Below are 23694 nucleotides of genomic sequence, written 5' to 3'. Positions count from 1 at the left end.
CGCCGTCCGGCCGTCCGCTTCGTCAGGGCCGTCCGGGGCCGCCGCTCACGCGGTGCCGTCGGCGTTCGCAGAGGGTCGGGGGTCGTCCGCGCCCCCGGCTCGTTCAAGGCCGTCCGCGCCCACCGCTCCCTCCGGACCGTCCCCGTCGTGAGCGCCGTAGCCTTCGTCCGGGCCGTCCGCTCCGTCCAGCCACTGGCGCAGTTCCTCCCGCAGTGACCGCTGGAACGTGGTGAGCAGCGCCTGGACCACGAGCGGGTGCATATGGGCCGACAGGGACTTCACATCCCGCGTGTCGCGTTCGGCCACCGCCTCGCGCAGCAGGTCCGACAACTCGTGCGCCGCCGCCCGCGCGTGGCCGGTCAGCACGGTCCGCGCGGCCAGGATCGTCTCCTGCGCCAGCGGCACGTCCAGCAGCTGCACGGCGAGCCGCAGCAGCCCGCAGTCCACGCGGAAGGACTCCTCGTCCCCCTCCCCGTCCGGTGTGACCACGTTCATCGCCGCCAGCCGGTCCAGGTCCTCCCCGGTCAGCCGCCGCCCCGCCCGCCGCTCCAGCTCCGGGCGGGAGACGGTCTCCACGGTGTCCGGCGCCCAGGAGGCGACCACCGCCCGGTGGATCGCCAGATCGTGCGGGCCGAGGTCGGCCGGCAGCTGCCGCAGGTGCCGCTCGATCGCGGCCAGGGTCATGCCCTGGTGCTGCATCTCCTCGATCAGCGCCAGCCGGGCCAGGTGCTCGCTGCCGTAGTGGCCCACCCGGCGCGGACCGATCACCGGCGGCGGCAGCAGCCCCTTGGTGCCGTAGAAGCGGACCGTGCGGACCGTGACGCCCGCCCGCGCGGCCAGCTCGTCGATCGTCAGGATGGGCTCCCCGGTGTCGGTCGTCATGTACAGCAGTATCGCTGTCTCACCAATGGTGTGAAACCCGCGGGGAGTGCGTGCGCGTGGTGTGAGAAGTACCGCTCTGTGACGTAGACCACCGCTTAACCAGTGATCTGTCTGGGAAGCTGCTGCCTTGGTCTGTGCCGCGACAAAGGGTGGTGCGGGCCAAGACCTGCACGACCCCCGGATCCACGAGGTCCGGGCGCACCAGGAAGTGAAACCACCCGTGAGCAAGGAAGCCGTGGAATCGGCACAGGCCACCACCCAACCCCAGGTGGCCGCAGCGCCCGCGGACGCGGGCGACGCCGGATACAGCAAGGACCTCAAGGCCCGCCACGTCAACATGATCGCCATCGGCGGCGCCATCGGCACCGGCCTGTTCCTGGGCGCCGGCGGCCGCCTGCACAACGCCGGTCCGGCGCTGGCCCTGGCCTACCTGGTCTGCGGTGTCTTCGCGTTCTTCGTCGTGCGGGCCCTGGGCGAGCTGGTCCTCTACCGTCCGTCCTCCGGGTCCTTCGTGTCGTACGCGCGCGAGTTCCTCGGTGAGAAGGGCGCCTATGTCGCCGGCTGGATGTACTTCCTGAACTGGTCGACCACCGGCATCGCGGACATCACCGCGATCGCGCTGTACACGCACTACTGGAGCATGTTCACCCCCATTCCCCAGTGGGTGCTGGCGCTGATCGCCCTCGCCGTCGTCCTCACCGTGAACCTGATCTCGGTGAAGGTCTTCGGCGAGCTGGAGTTCTGGTTCGCGATCATCAAGGTCGCCACCCTCGTGGGCTTCATGCTGATCGGTATCTTCCTGCTGGCCACCCAGCACGACGTCGGCGGCAGCAAGCCGGGCCTGAGCGTCATCACCGACCACGGCGGCGTCTTCCCGCACGGGCTGATGCCCGTCGTCCTGGTCATGCAGGGCGTGATCTTCGCCTACGCCGCCCTGGAGCTGGTCGGCGTGGCCGCCGGCGAGACCGCCGAGCCGGAGAAGGTCGTCCCGCGCGCGGTGAACTCGATCATGTGGCGGGTGGGCCTGTTCTACGTCGGCTCCGTCGTGCTGCTCGCCCTGCTGCTGCCGGGTTCGGTGTACTCCGCCGACCAGAGCCCGTTCGTGACCGTGCTGTCCAAGATCGGCGTTCCGGCGGCCGGCGACGTGATGAACCTGGTCGTGCTGACCGCCGCCATGTCCTCGCTGAACTCCGGCCTGTACTCCACCGGCCGCATCCTGCGCTCGATGGCCATGGCCGGCTCGGCGCCCAAGTTCACCCGCGTGATGAGCCGCAGCCAGGTGCCCTACGGCGGCATCCTGCTGACCTGCGCGGTCTGTGTGCTCGGCGTCGGCCTGAACTACCTGGTGCCCAGCAAGGCCTTCGAGATCGTGCTGAACGTCGCCTCGCTCGCCATCATCAGCACCTGGGTGATCATCATGATCTGCCACGTGATCTTCGTCCGCCGCGCCCGCGCCGGCCTGGTCACCCGGCCGCACTTCCAGCTGAAGTTCAGCCCGGTCACCGAGATCGCCACCGTCGTGTTCCTGCTGGTGTGCCTCGGCATGATGTGGAACGACGAGGAGGTCGGCCGCAAGACCCTGCTGCTGATCCCTGTGATCGCCGTCATGCTGGTCGTCGGCTGGTTCGGCATCCGCCGTCAGGTGGCCAAGGACGCCGCCAAGGCCTCGGCGGAGCTGCCGCAGTAGCGGCTCGGCGCCATTGTCAGTGGCAGCGCCTACGGTGGCGTCATGGCGGAGATCATGTATGTCCGGGGTGACGCCACCGTGCCGTCGGGCGAGGGCGCCAAGGTGATCGCCCATGTCTGCAACGACACCGGCGGCTGGGGGAGGGGCTTCGTCCTGGCGCTGTCGCGGCGCTGGCGGGAACCGGAGGCCGCGTACCGCGCCTGGCACCGCGACCGCGCGCACAACGACTTCGGTCTGGGCGCGATCCAGCTGGTCCGCGTCGAGCCCCGGGTGTGGGTGGCCAACATGGTCGGCCAGCGGGGGATCAGGAGGGGCGGCAAGGGCGTCCCCGTCCGCTACGAGGCCGTCGACACCGCCCTCGCCCGCCTCGGCGACGAGGTACTCCGGCTCGGCGCGTCCGTGCACATGCCCCGGATAGGCTGCGGCCTGGCGGGCGGGAAGTGGTCCCGCATGGAGCCGCTCGTCGCCGGCCGGCTGGCGGCGCGGGGGATCGCCGTGACGGTGTACGACCACGGGGAGGACGGGGCATGACCGCGGCCGAGCGCGCGGGCGATGTGCTGGTGCTGGGCGGGGCCGGGGTGGACACGATCGTCCGGGTGCCCGAGCTTCCCCTGCCGTACGCCGACAGCTACATGATCGACTCGGGCATCCGCACCCGCGCCGGGCAGACCGGCGACTTCGTCGCCCTCGGGCTGGCCGCGCTGGGCCTGCGCACCCACCACCTCGACTTCCTCGGCGACGACCCCGAGGGCGACCTCGTCCGCGCCCTGCACGCCGGGCACGGCATCACCCTCACCGCGCTGCCGCAGCCGGCCGGGACCAAGCGGGCGGTCAACCTCGTCGGCCCGGACGGCCGCCGCCTGTCGCTGTACGACACCACACGCGGCCACCCCGGTGACCGCTTCCCCGAGGCCACCCTGCGGGCGCTGGCCGCCGCGAGCCGGCATGTGCACGTGACCATCACCCAGCCCGGCGCCCACGCCCTGCCCGTGCTGCGCGAGACCGGCGTGCCGCTCTCCACGGACCTGCACGACTGGGACGGCGAGAACCCGTACCACGAGGCGTTCGCCCACGCGGCCGACGTCGTCTTCCTGTCGGCCGCCGCCCTCGCCGACCCCGAGCGGACCATGCGGCGCATCGCCGAGCGCGGCCGCGCCCGGACCGTCGTCGCCACCGCCGGGGCCGAGGGCGCGTACCTGCTCGCCGACGGCGCGCTGACCCGGATACCGGCGGCGCGCCCGCCCGCGCCGGTGGTGGACTCCAACGGCGCGGGTGACGCCTTCGCCGCCGCGTTCCTCTACGGCCGGCTCGCCGGCGAGCCGCCCGAGCGCTGCGCCCGGTACGGCGCGATCGCGGGCGCCCACGCCTGCACCGTCCCGGCCGACCGCGCCGACGCGATAGGCCGGAACGAGCTGCTGCGCCGGGCGGCCGCCCCGAGCCACTGAGGCACCGCGGGACCCCAGGACAGCGGCACAGCGGCCGGGCCCCTGGCCGGTGCGCGGAGCCCCGGCGGCTCGGGCCGGCCGGCGCCGGAGCCCCGGCCGGCCACGAGACACCGGTGCCCGTGCCGCACGGCTCAGTGCTGGTGCGCCGAGTTCGTCGCCTCGATCTTCTTCCACGACTTCGGCTGCGCCACCGCCGTGCCCGTCTTCACCAGGGCGCGGGCCGACGGCGCGGCCGGCTTCACCGGCTGGAACAGCCAGGTGTCGAACAGCCCGGCCAGCGGCTTGCCGGACACCCGCTCGGCGTACCGCTGGAAGTCGGCCACCGATGCGTTGCCGTAGGCGTGCTCCTTCGGCCAGCCCTTCAGGATCGCGAAGAACGCGTCGTCGCCGATCTCGTTGCGCAGCGCCTGGATGGCGAGGGCGCCCCGGTCGTAGACGGCGCCGGCGAACTGGTTGTCCGGGCCGGGGTCGCCCGGCGCGATCGTCCAGAACGCGTCGTCGGCCGGGTGCGAGGCGTACACGTAGTCGGCCAGCTCCTGCGCGGTGCCCTCGCCCTCGTGCTCGGACCACAGCCACTGCGCGTAGCGGGCGAAGCCCTCGTTGACCCAGATGTCCTTCCAGCCCTTGACCGACACGTAGTCGCCGTACCACTGGTGGGCCAGCTCGTGCACGACCAGGGAGGTGTTGGCGCCGTTCGCGAACTGCCGCGGGCTGTAGTAGACGCGGGTCTGCGTCTCCAGCGCGTACCCGGTGGTGGTGTTCGGCACGTACCCGCCGGCCGAGGAGAACGGATACGGCCCGAAGTAGCCGCTCAGCCAGTCCACGATCTCGCCGGTGCGCTCCAGGCCGGCCCGCGCGGCGCCCGCGTTGTCGCCGAGGTCCTTGCTGTAGGCGTTGATGACGGGCACCCCGCCTTCGGAGGTGCCGGTGGTGATGTCGAACCTGCCCAGCGCGAGCGTGGCCAGATAGGTGGCCTGCGGCTTGTTCTGCCGCCAGGTGTAGCGGGTCCAGCCCAGCTTCGAACTGGTCGACTGGAGCGTGCCGTTGGAGATGGCCTGGGTGCCGTCCGGGACGGACACCGACACGTCGTAGGTGGCCTTGTCGGTCGGGTGGTCGTTGCTCGGGAACCACCACCAGGCCGCCTCGGGCTCGTTGGCGGCCACCCCGCCGTCCGGGGTCCGGTGCCAGGAGGTGAAGCCGTAGGCGCTCTTGGCCGACGGCACCCCGCTGTAGCGGACCACGACCGTGACCGGCGTGCCCTTGGGCAGCGGGGTCTTCGGGGTGACGACCAGCTCGTGCTCGCCGGAGGTGGTGAAGGCGGCCTTGACGCCGTTGACCCGCACCTCGCTCACGTCCAGCAGGAAGTCCAGGTCGAAGCGGGACAGGTCCTGGGTGGTCTTCGCCACGATCGTCGCCGTGCCCTGCAACTCGTCCGTCTTCGGCTGGTACTGCAGCCTCAGGTCGTAGTGCGAGACGTCGTAGCCGCCATTGCCGTAGTACGGGTAGTAGGGGTCGCCGATACCCTGCGCTCCGGGGGTGTAGCTCGCGGCCGATGCCGGGATCGCCAGCAGGACGGAGGCCGCCGCCAATGCGCCCGGCGCGATGATTCTGCGGTGCACGTCAGCTCCAAGTCGTCAGGACCACGGGTCCGTTCGGAAAGGCTCTGTTCCGCACCCTATTCATTACCTGTCTCTCCTGACCTGTCCATGGCACCTGCTGTCACATGATCGCCATTCAGCCGTCACGTGGCCCGGAGAGTCCTCTTTTTCAGGGGAGTTGACCGGAGTACCGTCCGCGCATGCCGACACGCACGCGCTCCGCGATCCGCAGAACGCTCGTCACCACCGCCGTCGTCACCCTGACGGCCCTTCTCCCCACTCCGGCCGGCGCCCGGCCCGCGCCCCGGGAGAGCGCCCCCGTCTACTCCTACGCCCAGGCGATCCGCGAGTCCGTATGGGTCGACACCGGGCTCGACGAGGACGGCGACGGGAGGCACGACCGCGTCGCCGCCGACATCGTCCGGCCCGCCGAACCCGCCCGGCAGGGCCGTAAGGTGCCGGTCATCATGGACGCGAGCCCGTACTACTCCTGCTGCGGGCGAGGCAACGAGAGCCAGCTCAAGACGTACGACGCCCAGGGCCACGTCGTCCAGATGCCGCTGTTCTACGACAACTTCTTCGTACCGCGCGGCTATGCCTTCGTCGGCGTCGACCTCGCCGGCACCAACCGCTCCGACGGCTGCGTGGACATCGGCGGCCCCTCCGACATCGGGTCCGCGAAGGCCGTCATCGACTGGCTGAACGGCCGCGCCAGGGCCTACACCAGCCGCACCGGCGACACCCCCGTGCGGGCCGGCTGGACGAACGGCCGCACCGGCATGATCGGCAAGAGCTGGGACGGCACCATCGCCAACGGCGTCGCCGCCACCGGCGTCGAGGGCCTGAAGACCATCGTCCCGATCAGCGCCATCTCCTCCTGGTACGACTACTACTTCGCCCAGGGAGCCCCCCTCTACGCCGGCGGCCCCGACCGTCTCGCCGACCGTGTCGAGAGCGCCGGCGCGCGCGCCCACTGCGCGGCCGTACAGCGCAGGCTGGCCGAGGGCAGCCCGCGCAACGGCGACTGGACTCCGCTGTGGACCGGGCGGGACTACGTCAAGGACGCGGCCGAGGTCCGGGCCAGCGTCTTCGCGGTGCACGGCATGCAGGACCTCAACGTCCGCACCCAGCACCTCGGCCCGTGGTGGGACGCCCTCGCCCGGCACGGCGTCCGGCGCAAGATCTGGCTGTCCCAGACCGGGCACGTCGACCCGTTCGACTTCCGGCGCGGCGCCTGGGTGGACACCCTGCACCGCTGGTTCGACCACGAACTCCTCGGCTACGACAACGGCGTCGACCGCGAGCCGATGGCCGACGTCGAGCGCCACCCCGACCAGTGGGTCACCACCCCCGTCTGGCCCCCGGCCGGCACCCGCGCCACCGTGCTGCACCCGGCCCCGGGCCCCCAGGCGGGCGTCGGCACGCTCGGCCCGCGCCCGGCCCACGGCACCGCGGTCTTCACGGACGACCCGCGGCTGGGCGAGACCGACTGGGCCGCCCACGTCACCGCGGCCACCCCCGAGAAGGCGGGTTTCCTCACCGCGCCGCTCTCCCGCGCGCTCCGGCTGGCCGGTTCCGCCGAGGTGACGGTCACCGCCACCCCGACCACGTCCTCCGCCCATCTGTCCGCCGTCCTGGTTGACATCGGTCCGGACACCATCCGCGACTACGCCGACCCCGCCGAGGGCATCACCACCCTCGCCGAGCGCACCTGCTGGGGGGAGAGCACGGCCGGGGACAGCGCCTGCTACAAGGAGACCCGGGCCAGGACCGCGGCCGTCGGCTACACCGTGGTGAGCCGGGGCTGGGCCGACCTCGGGCACCACGCCTCGGCGACGAAGGGCGTCCCCCTCACCCCGGGCAAGGCCTACACGATGACCCTCCGGCTGGGCGCCACCGACCACGTCGTCCCCGCCGGGCACCGGCTGGCGCTGATCATCGCGGGCACGGACAGGGACCTCCTCGAACCGCCGTCCACCCGGCCGACCCTCACCGTGGACCTTTCCCGTACGACGGCGAAGGTGCCGCTGGTGGGCGGAGCGGGGGCGTTCGCCCGCGCCACGTCGGGCGGGGCGGCGACTCCCGTGCCGACGGTGCTGGGCGGGGTCAGGGCGCCGCGAGCCGGTCTCCACATGCCGGTCGACTGACGGTTCGGGAACCCGGCGCGGGTGGGGTGGCTGGTTGTTGTGTTGGGGTGCGGGTGGTTGTGGGGTGGGGTGGCTGGTCGTCGTGTTCGGCCGCGGGCGGTCCTGGGCCGGGCGCGCAGTTCCCCGCGCCCCTGGGGAGTTACCGCCTGGCTCGGCCGAAACGCCGGCCCCGTTCCCGCTCAGCCGAACCGCCGGCCCTCGCTTGCGCTCAGCCGGACCACCGATCTTGGCTTGCGCTCAGCCGAACCGCCGGGCCTCGCCGGCACTTGGCCCACCCGTCGGCCTCGGCTTGCGCCCAGCCGAAACCCCGCCCCCGGCTTCCGCCCAGCCGCTCGGCCGGGCCGCTGGTCCCCGCTCACGCCAGCCGCTCGGCCGGGCCACCGGACCCTGCCTTCGCCAGCCGCCCAGCCGCCCAGCCGGATCGTCGGTCCTCGCTCACGCCCGGTCGGTCGACCGGGACGCCGGGGCCCGGCCGCTCGGCAACGCCCCTGCCCGCTGCCCGTGACGAGGGCTCAAGGTGCCGGCGACGCCAGCCTCGCCGCCTCCTGTGCGCAGCCCCACGCCACCGTGACGCCGGCGCCGCCGTGGCCGTAGTTGTGGACCAGGACGCGCCCGTCCGGCAGGAGCTGTCGCTCCAGGCGTACCGCCGTCCGGGCCGGACGCAGGCCCACCCGGTGGGCGAGTATCCGGGCGCCGGCTATCTCGGGACGGACCGACGCGCAGCGGGCGACGATCGACGCGGCGGCCCGGGGGTCCGGCTCCAGGTTCCAGTCGTCCTCCTCGGCCGTGCCGCCCAGCAGGAGCCGGTCCGGCTGCGGGATGACGTACGTGGACGTGGCCGAGGAGTCGTCGACGGTGGTGAACCACTCCGTGACGCCCGGGTTCTCCACCACGACCAGCTGCCCGCGCACCGGACGCACCGAAGGGTCCGGCACCAGCGAACGGGCCCCGAGTCCCGCGCAGTTGACCACCACGGCGGCGGGCACGGCCGCGAGGTCGGCCACCTCGCGGAGTTCCACCGTGCCCGCCGCCCGCTCCAGCCGCCGCCGCAGCCACGCCAGGTGCACCGGCATGTCGGCCACCGGCAGCCGCGCCGCCAGCCCCCCGGCCACCGCCCGCAGCCCCGGCACCCGGCCCGCCCAGGAGCCCAGCCCCGCGAGGCGCACCCCGTGGTGGACGCCGTCGACCAGGCGCACCCCGGTCTCCTCCGGCCGCGCCGCCAGCTCCTGGTACACGCGCAGGGACGTAAGGGCCCACGCCCCGACCAACGGCTCGGGTTCGATGCGGTACGGCCACCACAGGCCGCCGGCGACCGCGGAGGTGGTCCGCTCGGCCGGCTCCCGCGCCCACACCCGTACCCGTCGCCCCGACTCGGCCAGCAGCACGGCCGTCGTCAGCCCGGCGACCCCGCCCCCGACCACGATCACTTCGTCCCTCGGCTCAGTGTCCACGCCAGGACGATAGGCCCCGTACGGCCCACCCCGGCAGACCGGGGGAGGAGCGTGCCCCCGGCCCCGGTGACGGCCGCGCACGTGGCCGGGGCCGGAGCGGGGCGCCGTTAGGATCGGCGTCCTGATGACTGCCACCCTCGTTGCCAAGAACCTCGCCGCCGGGCACGGCGACCGGCCCCTGTTCTCCGGGCTCGACCTGGTCGTCGCGCCCGGCGACGTGATCGGGCTGGTCGGCGCCAACGGCGCGGGCAAGTCCACCCTGCTGCGGATGCTCGCCGGACTCACCCCGCCCGAGCAGGGGGAGCTGAGGCTGTCCCCGCCGGCCGCGACCGTCGGCCACCTGCCGCAGGAGCCGGAGCGCCGGCCCGGCGAGACCGTGCGGGAGTTCCTGGCCCGCCGCACCGGTGTCGCCGCCGCCCAGCGGGCCATGGACGAGGCCACCCAGGCACTGGTCGACGGCGCGCCCGGCGCCGACGACGCCTACGCCACCGCCCTGGAGCGCTGGCTCGGCCTCGGCGGCGCGGACCTGGACGACCGCGCGGAGGAGGTCGCCGGCTCGCTCGGCCTGGCGGTGGACCTGGACCAGCCGATGACCGCCCTGTCCGGCGGCCAGGCGGCCCGCGCCGGCCTCGCCTCCCTGCTGCTGTCGCGCTACGACGTCTTCCTCCTGGACGAGCCCACCAACGACCTCGACCTGGACGGCCTGGAGCGCCTGGAACGGTTCGTCACCGGACTGCGCGCGGGCACGGTCGTCGTCAGCCACGACCGCGAGTTCCTCACCCGCACGGTCACCAAGGTCCTCGAACTCGACCTCGCCCAGCGGCAGATCAACCTCTACGGCGGCGGCTACGCGGCCTACCTGGAGGAGCGCGAGGTGGCCCGTCGGCACGCCCGCGACGAGTACGAGGAGTACGCCGACAAGAAGGCCGCCCTCCAGGAACGCGCCCAGACACAGCGGTCCTGGATGGACAAGGGCGTGAAGAACGCGCGCCGCAAGGCGGGCGACAACGACAAGATCGGCCGCAAGTTCCGCAGCGAGGCCAGCGAGAAGCAGGCCGCCAAGGCCCGGCAGACCCAGCGCATGATCGAGCGCCTGGAGGTGGTCGAGGAGCCCCGCAAGGAGTGGGAGTTGCACATGGAGATCGCCTCCGCCCCGCGCTCGGGCGCGGTCGTGGCGACCCTGCGGGACGCCGAGGTGCGGCGCGTCGGCTTCACCTTCGGACCGGTGTCGCTCCAGGTCGACTGGGCCGACCGGATCGCGGTGACGGGTGCCAACGGCGCCGGCAAGTCCACCCTGCTCGGCGCCCTGCTGGGGCGGATCCCGCTCGACTCCGGGCACGCGGCCCTCGGTTCCGGTGTGCTGGTCGGCGAGGTCGACCAGGCCCGGCGGCTGTTCCACGGCCCCGAGACCCTGCTGGACGCCTTCCGCGCGGCCGTGCCCGACACCGAGCCGGTCGAGGTCCGCACCCTGCTGGCCAAGTTCGGCCTGAAGTCCGACCACGTCCTGCGGCCCGCCGACACCCTCTCCCCGGGCGAACGCACCCGCGCCGCCCTCGCCCTGCTCCAGGGCCGGGGCGTCAACCTGCTGGTCCTCGACGAGCCCACGAACCACCTGGACCTGCCCGCCATCGAGCAGCTGGAGTCGGCCCTCGACTCCTACGAGGGCACCCTGCTGCTGGTCACCCACGACCGGCGCATGCTGGACGCGGTCCGGGTGACCCGGCGCCTGGAGGTGGCGGACGGCAAGGTGACGGAGCGTTAACTCCCGTCGGTGGCGGCCTCCTTCGCCGCCCGTTCGACCCGGCCGTAGTGTTCCGGGTCGTGGGGCGCGACATTGAGGCTGTCCGGTCGCTGGCCCACGGCACCGTCGATCAGCTCGCGCACGATGTCGGCGTGACCGGCGTGCCGCTGGGTCTCGGCGACCATGTGGGTCAGTGTCCGGTGCAGCGTGATCTCCCCGGCCCCGCCCGGCAGTCGGCCGACCGCGTCCAGGGGGAGGGCCGCGATGGTCTCGTCCGCGTGCGCGCAGGCCCGCCGGTACCGCGCGGTGATCTCCTTACGGGATTCGTCGGCCCGCGCCCACAGGTCCGAGTCCGGCTCGGCGTCACCCGTCACCCACAGGGGCGTACCGGCGAAGGGCCGGCCGAAGGCCGCGCCGAAGTACAGGGCCTCGGCACCCGCCAGGTGTTTGACCAGGCCCAGCAGATTGGTGCCGGTGGGCGTCAGCGGGCGCCGGATGTCGTACTCGGCGAGGCCGTCGAGCTTCCAGAGCAGCACGTCGCGCGCGTCCTGGAGGTACACCTGAAGGTCGGCTTTGGGATCTGATCCTGTCATGCGACGAGTCTGACGATCAGGTGATCTTTGTCCACGGGTTATCAGGCGATCTTTGTCCACGGGTTATCCGGGGCCGGGCGGAGACACCGCCCGGCCCCGGACCCGTCGCGTCAGCGTTTCTTCTGGTCCAGCAGCCCCGCGCGGCGCAGGGCGTCCGCCATCGCGCTGTTGGCGGGCGCCGGCGCCTGGCGCCCGCCGCGGTCGCCACCGCCCCGGCCCTGCCGCTGCCCCTGGCCACCGCCCTGCCGCTGTCCCTGGCCGCCGTCCTGCCGTCGGCCCTGTCCCTGGCCGCCGCCCTGCCGCTGCTGGGGCGGGCGGGCACCGCCGCGCTGCGGCCGGCCGCCGCCCTGCCCCTGCGGGGCCGCCTCGTCGTCCAGCCGCAGCGTCAGGGCGATCCGCTTGCGCGGGATGTCCACGTCCAGGACCTTCACCTTGACGATGTCACCGGGCTTGACGACATCGCGCGGGTCCTTCACGAACGACTTGGACATCGCCGACACGTGCACCAGGCCGTCCTGGTGGACGCCGACGTCCACGAACGCGCCGAACGCGGCCACGTTCGTCACCACACCCTCCAGGACCATTCCGGCGGACAGGTCGGAGATCTTCTCCACGCCCTCCTTGAAGGTGGCCGTCTTGAAGGCGGGACGCGGGTCGCGGCCCGGCTTCTCCAGCTCCTTGAGGATGTCGGTGACGGTGGGCAGACCGAAGGTGTCGTCCACGAAGTCGGCCGGCCTGAGCGAGCGCAGCACCCCCGTGTTGCCGATGAGGGACGCCACCTCCTGGCCCGTGGTCTTCACCATGCGGCGCACCACCGGGTAGGCCTCCGGGTGCACGCTGGAGGCGTCCAGCGGGTCCGTGCCGCCCCGGATGCGCAGGAAGCCCGCGCACTGCTCGTACGCCTTCGGACCGAGCCGCGCCACCTTCTTCAGCTCCGCGCGGGAGGTGAAGGGACCGTTGGCGTCCCGGTGCGCCACGATGTTCTCGGCCAGCCCGGCGGAGATGCCCGACACGCGCGACAGCAGCGGCACGGACGCGGTGTTGACGTCGACGCCGACGCCGTTCACACAGTCCTCGACGACCGCGTCCAGGGAACGGGACAGCTTCACCTCGGACAGGTCGTGCTGGTACTGGCCGACCCCGATGGACTTCGGATCGATCTTCACCAACTCGGCCAGCGGGTCCTGCAGACGCCGCGCGATGGACACCGCGCCGCGCAGCGACACGTCCAGGTCCGGCAGTTCCCGCGAGGCGTACTGCGACGCCGAGTACACCGACGCGCCCGCCTCGGACACCATCACCTTGGTGAGCTTCAGCTCCGGGTGTTTCGCGATGAGTTCACCGGCGAGCTTGTCGGTCTCGCGGGAGGCCGTGCCGTTGCCGATCGCGATCAGTTCGACCGCGTGCTCCTTCGCCAGCCGCGCGAGCGTGGCGATCGCCTGGTCCCACTTGTTGGCCGGCACGTGCGGGTAAATGACGTCCGTGGCGACGACCTTGCCGGTGGCGTCGACCACGGCGACCTTCACGCCCGTACGGAAACCCGGGTCGAGGCCGAGCGTGGCGCGGGTGCCGGCCGGCGCGGCCAGCAGCAGGTCCCGCAGGTTCGCCGCGAACACGTTCACCGCCTCGTCCTCGGCGGCCGTGCGCAGCCGCAGCCGCAGATCGATGCCGAGGTGCACCAGGACCCGGGTGCGCCAGGCCCAGCGGACCGTGTCCGTCAGCCACTTGTCGGCCGGGCGGCCCCGGTCGGCGATCCCGAACCGCGACGCGATGACGCCCTCGTACGACGACGGCCCTTCGGTGGGCTCCTCCGGCTCCAGGACGAGGTCCAGGACCTCCTCCTTCTCCCCGCGCAGCATCGCCAGGATCCGGTGCGAGGGCAGCTCGGTGAACGGCTCGGCGAAGTCGAAGTAGTCGGCGAACTTGGCGCCCGCCTCCTCCTTGCCCTCGCGCACCTTCGCGGCGAGCCGCCCGCGCACCCACATGCGCTCGCGCAACTCGCCGATCAGGTCGGCGTCCTCGGCGAACCGCTCGGTCAGGATCGCCCGGGCACCGTCCAGCGCGGCCTGCGGATCGGCCACGCCCTTGTCCGCGTCCACGAACGCGGCGGCCGCGGCCCGCGGTTCCACCGTCGGATCGGCCAGCAGCCCGTCCGCGAGCGGCTCCAGACCCGCCTCGCGCGCGATCTGCGCCTTGGTGCGCCGCTTGGGCTTGTACGGCAGGTAGATGTCCTCCAGCCGCGCCTTGGTCTCGGCGCCGCGGATCCGCGCCTCCAGCTCCTCGGTGAGTTTGCCCTGCTCCCGCACCGACTCCAGGATCGCCGTCCGCCGGTCCTCCAGCTCCCGCAGATAGCGCAACCGCTCCTCGATCGTGCGCAGCTGCGCGTCGTCGAGCATCTCGGTCGCTTCCTTGCGGTAGCGCGCGATGAAGGGCACCGTCGAGCCGCCGTCCAGCAGCTCGACCGCGGCCTTGACCTGCCGCTCCCGTACGCCGAGCTCCTCGGCGATCCTGCCTTCGATGGACCCTGCTCCGAGGGACCCGGGTGTGGTCACGTCCCGTACCGCCTTCTCCACTGGGGTTGCGCGGCAATTGTGGCAGGTGACGCCGGCGACCGGGGATCAGGGCGGCGCCCGGCGGGGCGCCGGGCCCGGGGACGTCAGGCCCGGCTGCCGCGCGCGGTGGAGGAGGCTCCGCCGAACAGCCGGGCGAGCGCCCGGAACGGCAGCGTGACCACCGTCGCGACGGCTCCGCCGATCTGCCGCAGTACGTCTGCGAGGGCACGGAACACGGCACGGTCTCCTCTCGTCGGGGAACTGTCGCCCACCGGGTACCGCACAACGGCCCGGGAAACCACGGGAGGACGGACCACGGTCCGGGAACCACGCGACGACGGACCACGGCCAGGGCAATCCGTCGGGAGCGTGACCGGCCGGCCACCGTACGGTCCGGCCACCGTACGGCCCGGCCGTACGAACGCGAGCCGCGCCTCAGTCCGCCGTGGACGTCGTCCATGTGAAGCGCGGCTGCCTGCGCTCCAGGAACGCGGCGACCCCTTCCGCGGTCTCGCCGCTCTCGCGTGCCCGAGCCGCCCAGTGGGCGTCCCGGTCGGTGCGGCCGGCCGTGAACTCCTTGGCGGCGGCCTGGGTGAGCTGCGAGCGGGACACCAGGACCCCGGTCAGCTCCGCGGTCCGCTTGTCCAGCTCCCCCTCGGGCAGCACCTCGTCCACCAGACCGGTGCGCAGCGCCCGCCCGGCGTCGATCAACTCGGCTGTGAACAGCAGGTACTTGGCGGTGGCCGGGCCCACCAGGGACACCAGCCGGCGGGTGGCGGAGGCCGGGTAGACGATGCCGAGCCGGGCCGGGGTCACCCCGAACAGCGCCCCTTCCTCCGCCAGCCGCAGATCACAGGCCGCCGCCAACTGCGCCCCGCCGCCCACACAGTGCCCGCGCACCGCGGCGACGGTCGGCTTGGGGAACGCGGCCAGCGCCTCCTCGGCCGCCACCGCGAGCCCCTGGGCCTCCTCCGGCGAGCCCTGGAGCGTGCTGATGTCGGCGCCCGCGCAGAAGGTGCCGCCCTCGCCGGTCAGCACCAGCGCCCGGACGTCCGGGTCGGCCGCCAGGGTGTCCAGCAGCGGGGGCAGGGCCCGCCACATCGCGGCCGTCATGGCGTTGCGCTTGGCGGGATGACGGATCACCACGGTGGCGACGGCACCGGCGATGTGATGGGACAGCTGGGGGGCCATGCGGCGGATCGTAGCGGAGGCGCCGCGGGGCGCGGCCGGAGGGAGCGGGCGGCACGGCCGGGCAAACCCGTACAACCCGACTAGTTCGCGAACCGGCGCCCGGAGAAACAGGAACAGTCCCGCCCACGACCAGGTCAGACGCGGTCGGTCAGAAAGCGTTCGATACCCGCTGACTTGTGTTCAGGTATCCGGGCGGCAGCGCATCGTTACCAACACTCGACGTGTGGTGACAATCGAGCGCGAGGACGGCGACCGGACGATGGACGACCGCGGGCACGGACACGGCCCGTGCCCGGCGGGGGACGGTGCACGGCCGCCGGGCCCCCTGCCGTACGAGGGCGTCTGGCGGTTCAGCGCCGCCGCGGTGGACGCCTCGGTGCCGCAGGCCCGGCACGCGGTACGCGACCTGCTGCTGCGCCAGGGCGTGCCGGCCTCCGACGACCTGGTGCACGGACTGCTGCTGATCGTCACCGAGCTGGTCACCAACGCGGTGCGGCACGCGGCGCTGCTGTCGCCGGTGCTCGCCGTGGAGGTGGCCGTGGGAGCCGAGTGGGTGCGGGTGTCGGTGGAGGACAACCACCCCTACCGCCCCACCCCCCTGGAGGCCGACCACGGCCGGACCGGCGGCCGGGGACTGCTCCTGGTCCGCGAGGTGGCCCGGGAGGCGGGCGGGGTGGTCGACGTGGAGCACACCGCAAGCGGCGGCAAGGTGGTCTGGGCCGCCCTGCCGCTCAAGCCCCCGGCGCTGTCGTAGCGGGCCGGCTCACCAGCCGGCGGTCGGGCCCGTCAGCTCCCTGATCGCCGGCCGGGCCGCGTCCAGTACGGTCATGAACCAGGCCGAGAACGGGTCCCGGGCGTGCCGCTCGGCCAGCTCGTCCGCCGTCACGAAGACGGTCTGGGCGACCTCCTCCGGATCCGGCGCGGGCGGCGCCTGCACCAGGCCGACGAACAGGTGGTTGTACTCCTGCTCCACCAGGCCCGAGGCGGGGTCCGGGTGGTTGTAGCGGACCGTGCCGGCCGCCGCGAGCAGCGACGGCGACACACCGAGCTCCTCGTGGGTGCGCCGGGCCGCCGCCGCGAACGGCGCCTCGCCCGGGTACGGGTGACCGCAGCAGGTGTTGGACCACACACCGGGGGAGTGGTACTTGCCGAGCGCCCGCTGCTGGAGCAGCAGCCGCCCCCGCGGGTCGAAGAGGAACACCGAGAACGCCCGGTGCAGCCGCCCCGGCGGCTGATGCGCGGCGAGCTTCTCCGCGGTGCCGATCGTCACACCGTTCTCGTCGACCAGTTCCAGCAAGATCGCCTCTGCGGTGTCCTCCGACGAGCCGTGCGTCGCGGTGGCGGGTGTGATCGGCATACGCATCCTTCGCTTCGGTCCCAGCTTCCCCAGTCTGCCGTACGGATCCGGCGCCCCGGGCACGCCCCGCTTCTCCGCGCGGCGCGGCACCGGCACCGGACCCGGTAGCCCATCGTGCCCGGCCCCCGCCCGGGGAAACCGGCCGGGGCACCCTGGGCGGCGAGGTGTGGTCGGGCGGCGCCGGCCCGCCCGCCCGCGCCGTCAGTGGCAGAGCCGCGCCTCGTGCTCCGCGTGCCCGCCCGGTTCCAGCTGGAACGTGCAGTGCTCCACGTCGAAGTGGTCGCCGAGGCAGCCCTGGAGTTCGTGCAGCATCTTCTCGTTCCCGATGGCGTTCAGCACCTCGGAGCTGACCACCACGTGCGCCGACAGCACCGGCATGCCCGAGGTGATGGTCCAGGCGTGCAGGTCGTGCACGTCCTCCACGCCGTCCAGCGCCAGGATGTGCGCCCGTACCTCGGCCATGTCGACGCCCTTGGGGGCCGCCTCCAGCAGCACGTCCAGCGTCTCGCGCAGCAGCTTCAGTGTGCGCGGCACGATCATCAGCCCGATGACCAGGGAGGCGACCGGGTCCGCCGGCTGCCATCCGGTGACCAGGATCACCGCCGCCGACACCAGCACCGCCACCGAGCCCAGCGCGTCCGCGGCCACCTCCAGGAACGCGCCGCGCACGTTCAGGCTCTCCTTCTGCCCGCGCATCAGCAGCAGCAGCGAGACGGAGTTCGCGACCAGGCCCACCAGACCGAACACGATCATCAGTCCGCCCCGGGTCGGCGCGGGCTCGACGAACCGCTGGACCGCCTCGTACAGGACGTATCCGCCGACCCCGAGCAGCAGCAGACAGTTGGCCAGGGCCGCGAGGATCTCCGCGCGCGCGTAGCCGAAGGTGCGGTTGGCGCTCGGCGGGCGGCCCGCGAAGTGGATCGCCAGCAGTGCCATGCCGAGGCCGACCGCGTCGGTCGCCATGTGCGCCGCGTCCGCGATCAGCGCGAGCGAGTCCGCGACCAGGCCGCCGACGATCTCCACCACCATGATCGTGAGCGTGATGCCCAGCGCCACGCGCAGCCGGCCGCGGTAGGCGGCCGTGGCCGTACCCGGGGCCGGCGCGTGGGAGTGCGCGTGCCCGTGGTCGTGCCCTGCCCCCATGACTACCGCCTTCCGTCCGTCTGCCCGGGGGGCCAGTGAACTACGGGCGGGGGGTATTGGCAACGCGGCACTGAACACCGTTGTCATGTGCTGTGACCTGCGGAAACCTTGCGCAGGTCAGCGGGCTTCGGGCCCGCTCGGCGGAGCGCGTCACCGGGTCGGCCGCCCTCCGTCACGGTCGCCTCCCCGGCGCGGGCGCCCGCCACGGGCGGTGCCGGACGCGCCGGGGCGGACCCGGCGCCGCCGGCGCGACAGCCCGGCGTTCCGGTTGCCCGACGTCCTCGTCGCCCGATGTCCTGGTTGCCCGGTGTCCTCGTCACCCGGTGTCCTCGTCGCCCGGTGTCCCGGTTGCCCGGGTCTGCTCCACGGGTTTGTGGGCGGGGCCCCGAATCCCTGATGATGATCGCGGCAAAGGCCGGGTCAGCCCCGGTGGGCCGGGCCGTGAACGGCCGGTGAACGCGGGCTCCGGCCCATCCGATAGCCTCTGCCGACATGCCGCCCGGTGCCGCAGGCCGGGGCGCCCCACCATGCAGCAGACCGGCGCCGCGCCGGCACCCAGGGAGTGAGTTCGGTTGTCGACCGCCATCGTCACCGGTCAGCCGGTCCCCGGATCGTCACTGGAGAACGATCTGCGGTCCCTCGGCTTCGACGTGCGCGTGGCCGCCGACGCCGCCGAGACCGAGACGCTGCTCGCCGCCGTGCCGGCCGACCGGCGCGTCGCCCTGGTCGACGCCCGCTTCGTGGGCCACCCGCACGCCCTGCGCCTCGGCCTGACCGACCCGCGCTTCCCGCTCGCCGCCGTACCCGGCGCCGTCACCGCCCAGCCCACCGCCCGGCAGGCCCTCACCCGGGCCGTGGCCCGCGCGACCTCCGCGCCCGCCCGCTCGGCCGAGGGCGGCGCCCCCGCGCTCGCCGTGGACAGCCTCGCCGACCGCGTCGCCGGCGCCCTGGAAGACGACGGCGGCGCGGTGCACCGGCCCGAGCTGGGCAGCCTGGTCGCCACCGTGCCCGCCGAGCCGGGGGCACGGGAGGAGGCCCGGCGGGCCGTCGCCGCCGTCGACGAGGAGGCCGTCCGCCTGAAGTCGGCCGTGAAGTCCCGCGACGGCTTCTTCACCACGTTCTTCATCAGCCCCTACTCGCGCTACATCGCCCGCTGGTGCGCCCGCCGCGGCCTGACCCCGAACCAGGTCACCACGGCCTCGCTGCTCACCGCGCTGATCGCGGCCGGCTGCGCGGCGACCGGCACCCGGGGCGGCTTCGTCGCGGCCGGCGTGCTGCTCATCGCGTCCTTCGTGCTGGACTGCACCGACGGCCAGCTCGCCCGCTACGCGCTGAAGTACTCCACCCTCGGCGCCTGGCTCGACGCCACCTTCGACCGGGCCAAGGAGTACGCCTACTACGCGGGCCTCGCCCTCGGCGCCGCCCGCGGCGGCGACGACGTCTGGGCGCTCGCCCTCGGCGCGATGGTCCTGCAGACCTGCCGGCACGTGGTCGACTTCTCCTTCAACGAGGCCAACCACGACGCCACCGCCAACACCAGCCCCACCGCGGCCCTCTCCGACAAGCTCGACAGCGTCGGCTGGACGGTCTGGGTGCGCCGCATGATCGTGCTGCCGATCGGCGAACGCTGGGCGATGATCGCGGTCCTCACCGCGGCCACCACCCCGCGCATCACCTTCTACGCCCTGCTCGTCGGCTGCGCCCTGGCCGCGGCGTACACCACGGCCGGCCGGGTGCTGCGCTCGGTGACCCGCCGGGCCCGGCGCACCGACCGGGCCGCCCGGGCGCTCGCCGACCTCGCCGACTCCGGGCCGCTGGCGAACGCGGTCCGCCGGGTGTTCCGGCGCGGCCTGCCCGGTCTCGCCGTGCCCGCCGTCGCCCTGCTGGGCGGCGCCGCGGTCGTGGCCTGCTCCGCCCTCACCGACTTCGGCGGCGCCCTCCCGGTGGCCGGGGCCCTGGTCTACGTCCTCACCTCGGCGCTCGCCGTGGCCCGTCCACTCAAGGGCGCCCTGGACTGGCTGGTCCCGCCGGTGTTCCGGGCCGCCGAGTACGGCACGGTTCTCGCCCTCGCCGGTAAAGCGGGGGTGAACGGAGCCCTTCCCGCCGCTTTCGGGCTGGTGGCGGCCGTCGCCTACCATCACTACGACACGGTGTACCGCATCCGCGGCAACGCCGGAGCGTCCCCGGCCTGGCTGGTGCGCGTCATCGGTGGGCAGGAGGGGCGGACGCTGCTCCTCACCGTCCTGGCCGCCGTGCTCACCGCCGCGCAGTTCAAGGCCGCGCTCACGGTTCTCGCCGTGGCCATCGCCCTGGTGGTGCTCGTCGAGAGCGTCCGCTTCTGGGTGTCCGCCGGGGCGCCCGCCGTACACGATGAAGGAGAAACCGCATGATCGGCCTCGTGCTGGCGGCCGGCGCCGGACGGCGTCTGCGCCCCTACACCGACACGCTGCCCAAGGCGCTGGTGCCGGTGGGGCCCGAGGGTGTGGAGGGCGAACCGACGGTCCTGGACCTGACGCTGGGCAACTTCGCCGAGATCGGGCTGACCGAGGTCGCGGTCATCGTCGGCTACCGCAAGGAGGCCGTCTACGCGCGCAAGGCGGCGCTGGAGGCGAAGTACGGCCTGAAGCTCACCCTGATCGACAACGACAAGGCCGAGGAGTGGAACAACGCCTACTCCCTGTGGTGCGGCCGGGACGCGCTGCGTGACGGGGTGATCCTCGCCAACGGTGACACCGTGCACCCGGTCTCCGTGGAGAAGGCGCTGCTGGCCGCCCGGGGTGAGGGCAAGCGGATCATCCTCGCCGTGGACACGGTGAAGAAGCTGGCCGACGAGGAGATGAAGGTCGTCGTCGACCCCGCGAAGGGGATGACGAAGATCACCAAGCTGATGGACCCGGCGGAGGCCACCGGCGAGTACATCGGTGTGACCCTGATCGAGGGCGACGCGGCGCCGGAGCTGGCGGACGCGCTGAAGACGGTCTGGGAGACGGACCCGCAGCAGTTCTACGAGCACGGGTACCAGGAGCTGGTCGACCGCGGCTTCCGCATCGACGTGGCGCCGATCGGCGAGGTCGACTGGGTCGAGATCGACAACCACGACGACCTCGCCCGGGGACGGGAGATCGCGTGCCGGTACTGACGCGGCTGATTCCCTCGCCGGTCGTCGTGGACATCCGCCCGGGTGCCCTGGACGACCTGGCCTGTGTCCTCGCCGACGAACGCATCTCGCAGTCGGGCCGGCTCGCCATCGCCGTCAGCGGCGGCTCCGGGGCCCGGCTGCGCGAGCGCATCGCCCCGACCCTGCCCGGCGCCACCTGGTACGAGGTCGGCGGCGGCACCCTGGACGACGCCATCCGGCTGGCGGGCGACATCAAGGCCGGCCACTACGACGCGGTCGTCGGCCTCGGCGGCGGCAAGATCATCGACTGTGCCAAGTTCGCGGCCTCCCGCGTCGGCCTGCCGCTGGTCGCCGTCGCCACCAATCTCGCCCACGACGGCCTGTGCTCACCGGTCGCGACCCTCGACAACGACGCGGGTCGCGGCTCCTACGGCGTGCCCAACCCGATCGCGGTCATCATCGACCTCGACGTGATCCGCGAGGCACCCGTCCGGTTCGTCCGCTCCGGTATCGGCGACGCCATCTCCAACATCTCCGCCGTCGCCGACTGGGAGCTGTCCCACCAGGTCAACGGCGAGAAGGTCGACGGCCTGGCCGCCGCCATGGCCCGGCAGGCCGGCGAGGCCGTGCTGCGCCACCCCGGCGGGGTCGGCGACGACGGCTTCCTCCAGGTGCTGGCCGAGGCGCTGGTCCTCACCGGCATCGCCATGTCCGTGTCGGGCGACTCCCGCCCGTCCTCCGGCGCCTGCCACGAGATCAACCACGCCTTCGACCTGCTCTACCCCAAGCGCGCCGCCGCCCACGGCGAGCAGTGCGGCCTCGGCGCCGCCTTCGCGATGTACCTGCGCGGCGCCCACGAGGAGTCGGCGTACATGGCCGAGGTGCTGCGCCGGCACGGGCTCCCGGTCCTGCCGGAGGAGATCGGCTTCACCGTGGACGAGTTCGTCCGCGCGGTCCAGTTCGCCCCGGAGACCCGGCCCGGCCGCTACACGATCCTCGAACACCTCGACCTCAAGACGAACCAGATCAAGGACATCTACGCCGACTATGTCAAGGCCATCGGTAGCTGAACTCCGTCCGGTCGTCCACCCCGCGGGGGTGAAGGACCGGCGCAGCGGTGAGCACTGGGCGGGACGCCTCTACATGCGCGAGGTGTCCCTGCGCGTCGACCGCTACCTGGTCGACACCAGGGTCACGCCCAACCAGCTCACGTACCTGATGACCGTCTGCGGCGTGCTCGCGACCCCGGCCCTGCTGGTGCCGGGGATCACGGGCGCGGTGCTCGGCGTGGTCGCCACCCAGCTGTACCTGCTGCTGGACTGCGTCGACGGCGAGGTCGCCCGCTGGAAGCAGCAGTACTCGCTGGGCGGGGTCTACCTGGACCGGGTCGGCGCCTACCTCACCGACGCTGCCGTGCTGGTCGGCCTCGGCCTGCGCGCCGCCGACCTGTGGGGCACCGGCCGGATCGACTGGCTGTGGGCCTTCCTCGGCACCCTCGCCGCGCTCGGCGCCATCCTGATCAAGGCCGAGACCGACCTGGTCGGCGTCGCCCGGCACCAGACCGGCAAGCCCCCGGTGCAGGAGGCCGCGTCCGAGCCGCGCTCCTCCGGCATGGCGCTGGCCCGGCGGGCCGCCTCGGCGCTGAAGTTCCACCGGCTGATCCTCGGCATCGAGGCCTCGCTGCTCATCCTCGTCCTCGCGATCGTGGACCAGGCCCGCGGCGACCTGTTCTTCACCCGTCTCGGCACCGCCGTGCTGGCCGGCATCGCCCTGCTGCAGACCCTGCTGCACCTGGTGTCCATCCTCGCCTCCAGCAGGCTGAAGTGAGCGCGCCCATGAAGGTCGGTGCCGTCGTCATCACCATGGGCAACCGGCCCGAGGAGCTGCGGGCCCTGCTCGACTCCGTCGCCGAGCAGGACGGCGACCCGGTCGAGGTCGTCGTCGTCGGCAACGGCTCGCCCGTCCCGGAGGTGCCCGAGGGCGTGCGGACCCTGGAGCTGCCCGAGAACCTGGGCATCCCCGGCGGGCGCAACGTCGGCATAGAGGCCTTCGGGCCCGGCGGCCGCGATGTCGACATATTGCTCTTCCTCGACGACGACGGCCTGCTCGCCCGCCACGACACCGCCGAGCTGTGCCGCGAGGCCTTCGCCGCGGACCCCGAGCTGGGCATCATCAGCTTCCGCATCGCCGACCCCGACACCGGCGAGACCCAGCGCCGGCACGTGCCCCGGCTGCGCGCCTCCGACCCGATGCGCTCCTCCCGGGTCACCACCTTCCTCGGCGGCGCCAACGCCGTGCGCACCCGCGTCTTCGCGGAGGTCGGCGTCCTGCCCGACGAGTTCTTCTACGCGCACGAGGAGACCGACCTGGCCTGGCGGGCGCTGGACGCGGGCTGGATGATCGACTACCGCTCCGACATGGTGCTGTACCACCCGACGACCGCGCCGTCGCGGCACGCCGTCTACCACCGCATGGTCGCCCGCAACCGGGTCTGGCTCGCCCGCCGCAACCTGCCCGCCCCCCTGGTCCCGGTCTACCTCGGGGTCTGGCTGCTGCTCACCCTGGCGCGCCGCCCCTCGCGACCGGCCCTGAAAGCGTGGTTCGGCGGCTTCCGGGAAGGCTGGTCCACACCGTGCGGTCCCCGCCGCCCGATGCGCTGGCGTACGGTATGGCGACTCACCCGACTGGGCCGCCCGCCGGTCATCTGACAAGCTCGTCCCCGACGGGCCGGTGCCGCCGCGCGCGGCCGCCCGCAGGACGAACCAGACACGCGTACCCGAGGACGAAAG

20 protein-coding genes are annotated in these 23694 nt (G+C 73.2%); 11 read left to right on the top strand and 9 right to left on the bottom strand.

The features are described from left to right. Nucleotides 1-45 precede the first annotated feature (45 nt). The gene (locus tag Srubr_RS19200) at nucleotides 46-882 is read right to left on the bottom strand and encodes a MerR family transcriptional regulator (RefSeq protein WP_229926982.1); all 837 of its coding nucleotides are present in this window, start codon (nucleotides 880-882) and stop codon (nucleotides 46-48) included. Nucleotides 883-1102: 220 nt separating this feature from the next. On the opposite strand from Srubr_RS19200, the gene Srubr_RS19195 reads away from it, so the two are divergent. The 3 genes from Srubr_RS19195 to Srubr_RS19185 are packed head-to-tail and all read left to right on the top strand — an operon-like array spanning nucleotide 1103 to nucleotide 4014. Next, nucleotides 1103-2569, top strand: coding sequence for an amino acid permease (locus Srubr_RS19195; RefSeq protein ID WP_189999329.1), 1467 nt, complete (start codon nucleotides 1103-1105; stop codon nucleotides 2567-2569). A 42-nt stretch (nucleotides 2570-2611) separates the two neighbouring features. Next, the gene (locus Srubr_RS19190; RefSeq protein ID WP_189999327.1) at nucleotides 2612-3100 is read left to right on the top strand and encodes a macro domain-containing protein; all 489 of its coding nucleotides are present in this window, start codon (nucleotides 2612-2614) and stop codon (nucleotides 3098-3100) included. Then, nucleotides 3097-4014: an adenosine kinase gene (locus Srubr_RS19185; protein ID WP_189999325.1), complete on the top strand. Its 918-nt coding sequence runs from the start codon at nucleotides 3097-3099 to the stop codon at nucleotides 4012-4014. Before Srubr_RS19190 ends, Srubr_RS19185 begins: the two co-directional genes overlap by 4 nt. 131 nt (nucleotides 4015-4145) lie before the next feature. Here Srubr_RS19185 and Srubr_RS19180 read toward each other — a convergent pair whose 3' ends face one another. Continuing rightward, nucleotides 4146-5633, bottom strand: a complete 1488-nt coding sequence (locus Srubr_RS19180; protein ID WP_189999323.1) for a M1 family metallopeptidase — start codon at nucleotides 5631-5633, stop codon at nucleotides 4146-4148. 179 nt (nucleotides 5634-5812) lie between these two features. On the opposite strand from Srubr_RS19180, the gene Srubr_RS19175 reads away from it, so the two are divergent. Continuing rightward, nucleotides 5813-7759, top strand: coding sequence for a Xaa-Pro dipeptidyl-peptidase (locus Srubr_RS19175; RefSeq protein ID WP_189999321.1), 1947 nt, complete (start codon nucleotides 5813-5815; stop codon nucleotides 7757-7759). 512 nt (nucleotides 7760-8271) lie between these two features. On the opposite strand, the gene Srubr_RS19170 is transcribed toward Srubr_RS19175, so the two are convergent. Beyond that, nucleotides 8272-9186: an FAD-dependent oxidoreductase gene (locus Srubr_RS19170; RefSeq protein ID WP_189999390.1), complete on the bottom strand. Its 915-nt coding sequence runs from the start codon at nucleotides 9184-9186 to the stop codon at nucleotides 8272-8274. Between the two features lie 148 nt (nucleotides 9187-9334). On the opposite strand from Srubr_RS19170, the gene Srubr_RS19165 reads away from it, so the two are divergent. Beyond that, nucleotides 9335-10972, top strand: coding sequence for an ABC-F family ATP-binding cassette domain-containing protein (locus Srubr_RS19165; RefSeq protein WP_189999319.1), 1638 nt, complete (start codon nucleotides 9335-9337; stop codon nucleotides 10970-10972). Here the strand turns inward: Srubr_RS19165 and Srubr_RS19160 are convergent. The 4 genes from Srubr_RS19160 to Srubr_RS19150 all read right to left on the bottom strand — a co-directional run bounded on the left by Srubr_RS19160 (nucleotide 10969) and on the right by Srubr_RS19150 (nucleotide 15287). Then, a complete protein-coding gene (locus Srubr_RS19160; RefSeq protein ID WP_189999317.1) occupies nucleotides 10969-11544 on the bottom strand; it encodes a DinB family protein in 576 nt (191 codons plus the stop codon). The genes Srubr_RS19165 and Srubr_RS19160 overlap by 4 nt on opposite strands. A 110-nt stretch (nucleotides 11545-11654) precedes the next feature. After that, nucleotides 11655-14096, bottom strand: coding sequence for a Tex family protein (locus Srubr_RS19155; RefSeq protein ID WP_189999316.1), 2442 nt, complete (start codon nucleotides 14094-14096; stop codon nucleotides 11655-11657). Between the two features lie 104 nt (nucleotides 14097-14200). Next, nucleotides 14201-14332, bottom strand: coding sequence for an LPFR motif small protein (locus tag Srubr_RS41455; protein WP_268253357.1), 132 nt, complete (start codon nucleotides 14330-14332; stop codon nucleotides 14201-14203). A 199-nt stretch (nucleotides 14333-14531) separates the two neighbouring features. Then, entirely contained in the window at nucleotides 14532-15287 is a 756-nt protein-coding gene (locus Srubr_RS19150) for an enoyl-CoA hydratase/isomerase family protein (RefSeq protein ID WP_189999313.1), read from the bottom strand. A 259-nt stretch (nucleotides 15288-15546) separates the two neighbouring features. Between Srubr_RS19150 and Srubr_RS19145 the strand changes: the two genes are divergently transcribed. Next, entirely contained in the window at nucleotides 15547-16041 is a 495-nt protein-coding gene (locus Srubr_RS19145; RefSeq protein ID WP_189999389.1) for an ATP-binding protein, read from the top strand. A gap of 9 nt (nucleotides 16042-16050) precedes the next feature. Here Srubr_RS19145 and idi read toward each other — a convergent pair whose 3' ends face one another. Together idi and Srubr_RS19135 are read right to left on the bottom strand one after the other, a co-directional pair. Continuing rightward, entirely contained in the window at nucleotides 16051-16644 is a 594-nt protein-coding gene (gene idi, locus Srubr_RS19140) for an isopentenyl-diphosphate Delta-isomerase (protein ID WP_189999311.1), read from the bottom strand. 201 nt (nucleotides 16645-16845) lie between these two features. Continuing rightward, on the bottom strand, nucleotides 16846-17787 hold the full coding sequence (locus Srubr_RS19135; RefSeq protein WP_189999309.1) for a cation diffusion facilitator family transporter: 942 nt from the start codon (nucleotides 17785-17787) through the stop codon (nucleotides 16846-16848). Between the two features lie 572 nt (nucleotides 17788-18359). Here Srubr_RS19135 and Srubr_RS19130 point away from each other — a divergent pair. Genes Srubr_RS19130 through Srubr_RS19110 form a run of 5 tightly spaced genes read left to right on the top strand, consistent with a single transcriptional unit; the run spans nucleotide 18360 to nucleotide 23613 of the window. Beyond that, entirely contained in the window at nucleotides 18360-20177 is a 1818-nt protein-coding gene (locus Srubr_RS19130) for a DUF5941 domain-containing protein (RefSeq protein ID WP_189999308.1), read from the top strand. Continuing rightward, nucleotides 20174-20926 carry a phosphocholine cytidylyltransferase family protein gene (locus tag Srubr_RS19125; protein ID WP_203855040.1) on the top strand — a complete coding sequence of 251 codons (753 nt, stop codon included), beginning with the start codon at nucleotides 20174-20176 and terminating at the stop codon, nucleotides 20924-20926. Before Srubr_RS19130 ends, Srubr_RS19125 begins: the two co-directional genes overlap by 4 nt. Next, on the top strand, nucleotides 20914-21975 hold the full coding sequence (locus Srubr_RS19120) for an iron-containing alcohol dehydrogenase family protein (protein WP_189999891.1): 1062 nt from the start codon (nucleotides 20914-20916) through the stop codon (nucleotides 21973-21975). Before Srubr_RS19125 ends, Srubr_RS19120 begins: the two co-directional genes overlap by 13 nt. Further along, nucleotides 21953-22732, top strand: a complete 780-nt coding sequence (locus Srubr_RS19115) for a CDP-alcohol phosphatidyltransferase family protein (RefSeq protein WP_189999890.1) — start codon at nucleotides 21953-21955, stop codon at nucleotides 22730-22732. Before Srubr_RS19120 ends, Srubr_RS19115 begins: the two co-directional genes overlap by 23 nt. A gap of 8 nt (nucleotides 22733-22740) precedes the next feature. Continuing rightward, the gene (locus Srubr_RS19110) at nucleotides 22741-23613 is read left to right on the top strand and encodes a glycosyltransferase family 2 protein (protein WP_189999896.1); all 873 of its coding nucleotides are present in this window, start codon (nucleotides 22741-22743) and stop codon (nucleotides 23611-23613) included. The last annotated feature ends 81 nt before the right edge of the window (nucleotides 23614-23694 follow it).

Source organism: Streptomyces rubradiris (assembly GCF_016860525.1).
GTDB classification, from domain to species: domain Bacteria; phylum Actinomycetota; class Actinomycetes; order Streptomycetales; family Streptomycetaceae; genus Streptomyces; species Streptomyces rubradiris.
Note: the sequence above shows the minus strand (reverse complement) of the source record. Positions and strands in the feature narration are given on the sequence as shown.

Bases quoted from the DNA above. Each gene is read 5' to 3' on its own strand.
- Srubr_RS19200 (WP_229926982.1), bottom strand. From the start codon at position 882: ATGACGACCGACACCGGGGAGCCCATCCTGACGATCGACGAGCTGGCC.
- Srubr_RS19190 (WP_189999327.1), top strand. From the start codon at position 2,612: ATGGCGGAGATCATGTATGTCCGGGGTGACGCCACCGTGCCGTCGGGC.
- Srubr_RS19185 (WP_189999325.1), top strand. From the start codon at position 3,097: ATGACCGCGGCCGAGCGCGCGGGCGATGTGCTGGTGCTGGGCGGGGCC.
- Srubr_RS19175 (WP_189999321.1), top strand. From the start codon at position 5,813: ATGCCGACACGCACGCGCTCCGCGATCCGCAGAACGCTCGTCACCACC.
- Srubr_RS19165 (WP_189999319.1), top strand. From the start codon at position 9,335: ATGACTGCCACCCTCGTTGCCAAGAACCTCGCCGCCGGGCACGGCGAC.
- Srubr_RS19160 (WP_189999317.1), bottom strand. From the start codon at position 11,544: ATGACAGGATCAGATCCCAAAGCCGACCTTCAGGTGTACCTCCAGGAC.
- Srubr_RS19150 (WP_189999313.1), bottom strand. From the start codon at position 15,287: ATGGCCCCCCAGCTGTCCCATCACATCGCCGGTGCCGTCGCCACCGTG.
- Srubr_RS19145 (WP_189999389.1), top strand. From the start codon at position 15,547: ATGGACGACCGCGGGCACGGACACGGCCCGTGCCCGGCGGGGGACGGT.
- idi (WP_189999311.1), bottom strand. From the start codon at position 16,644: ATGCCGATCACACCCGCCACCGCGACGCACGGCTCGTCGGAGGACACC.
- Srubr_RS19135 (WP_189999309.1), bottom strand. From the start codon at position 17,787: ATGGGGGCAGGGCACGACCACGGGCACGCGCACTCCCACGCGCCGGCC.
- Srubr_RS19125 (WP_203855040.1), top strand. From the start codon at position 20,174: ATGATCGGCCTCGTGCTGGCGGCCGGCGCCGGACGGCGTCTGCGCCCC.
- Srubr_RS19115 (WP_189999890.1), top strand. From the start codon at position 21,953: ATGTCAAGGCCATCGGTAGCTGAACTCCGTCCGGTCGTCCACCCCGCG.
- Srubr_RS19110 (WP_189999896.1), top strand. From the start codon at position 22,741: ATGAAGGTCGGTGCCGTCGTCATCACCATGGGCAACCGGCCCGAGGAG.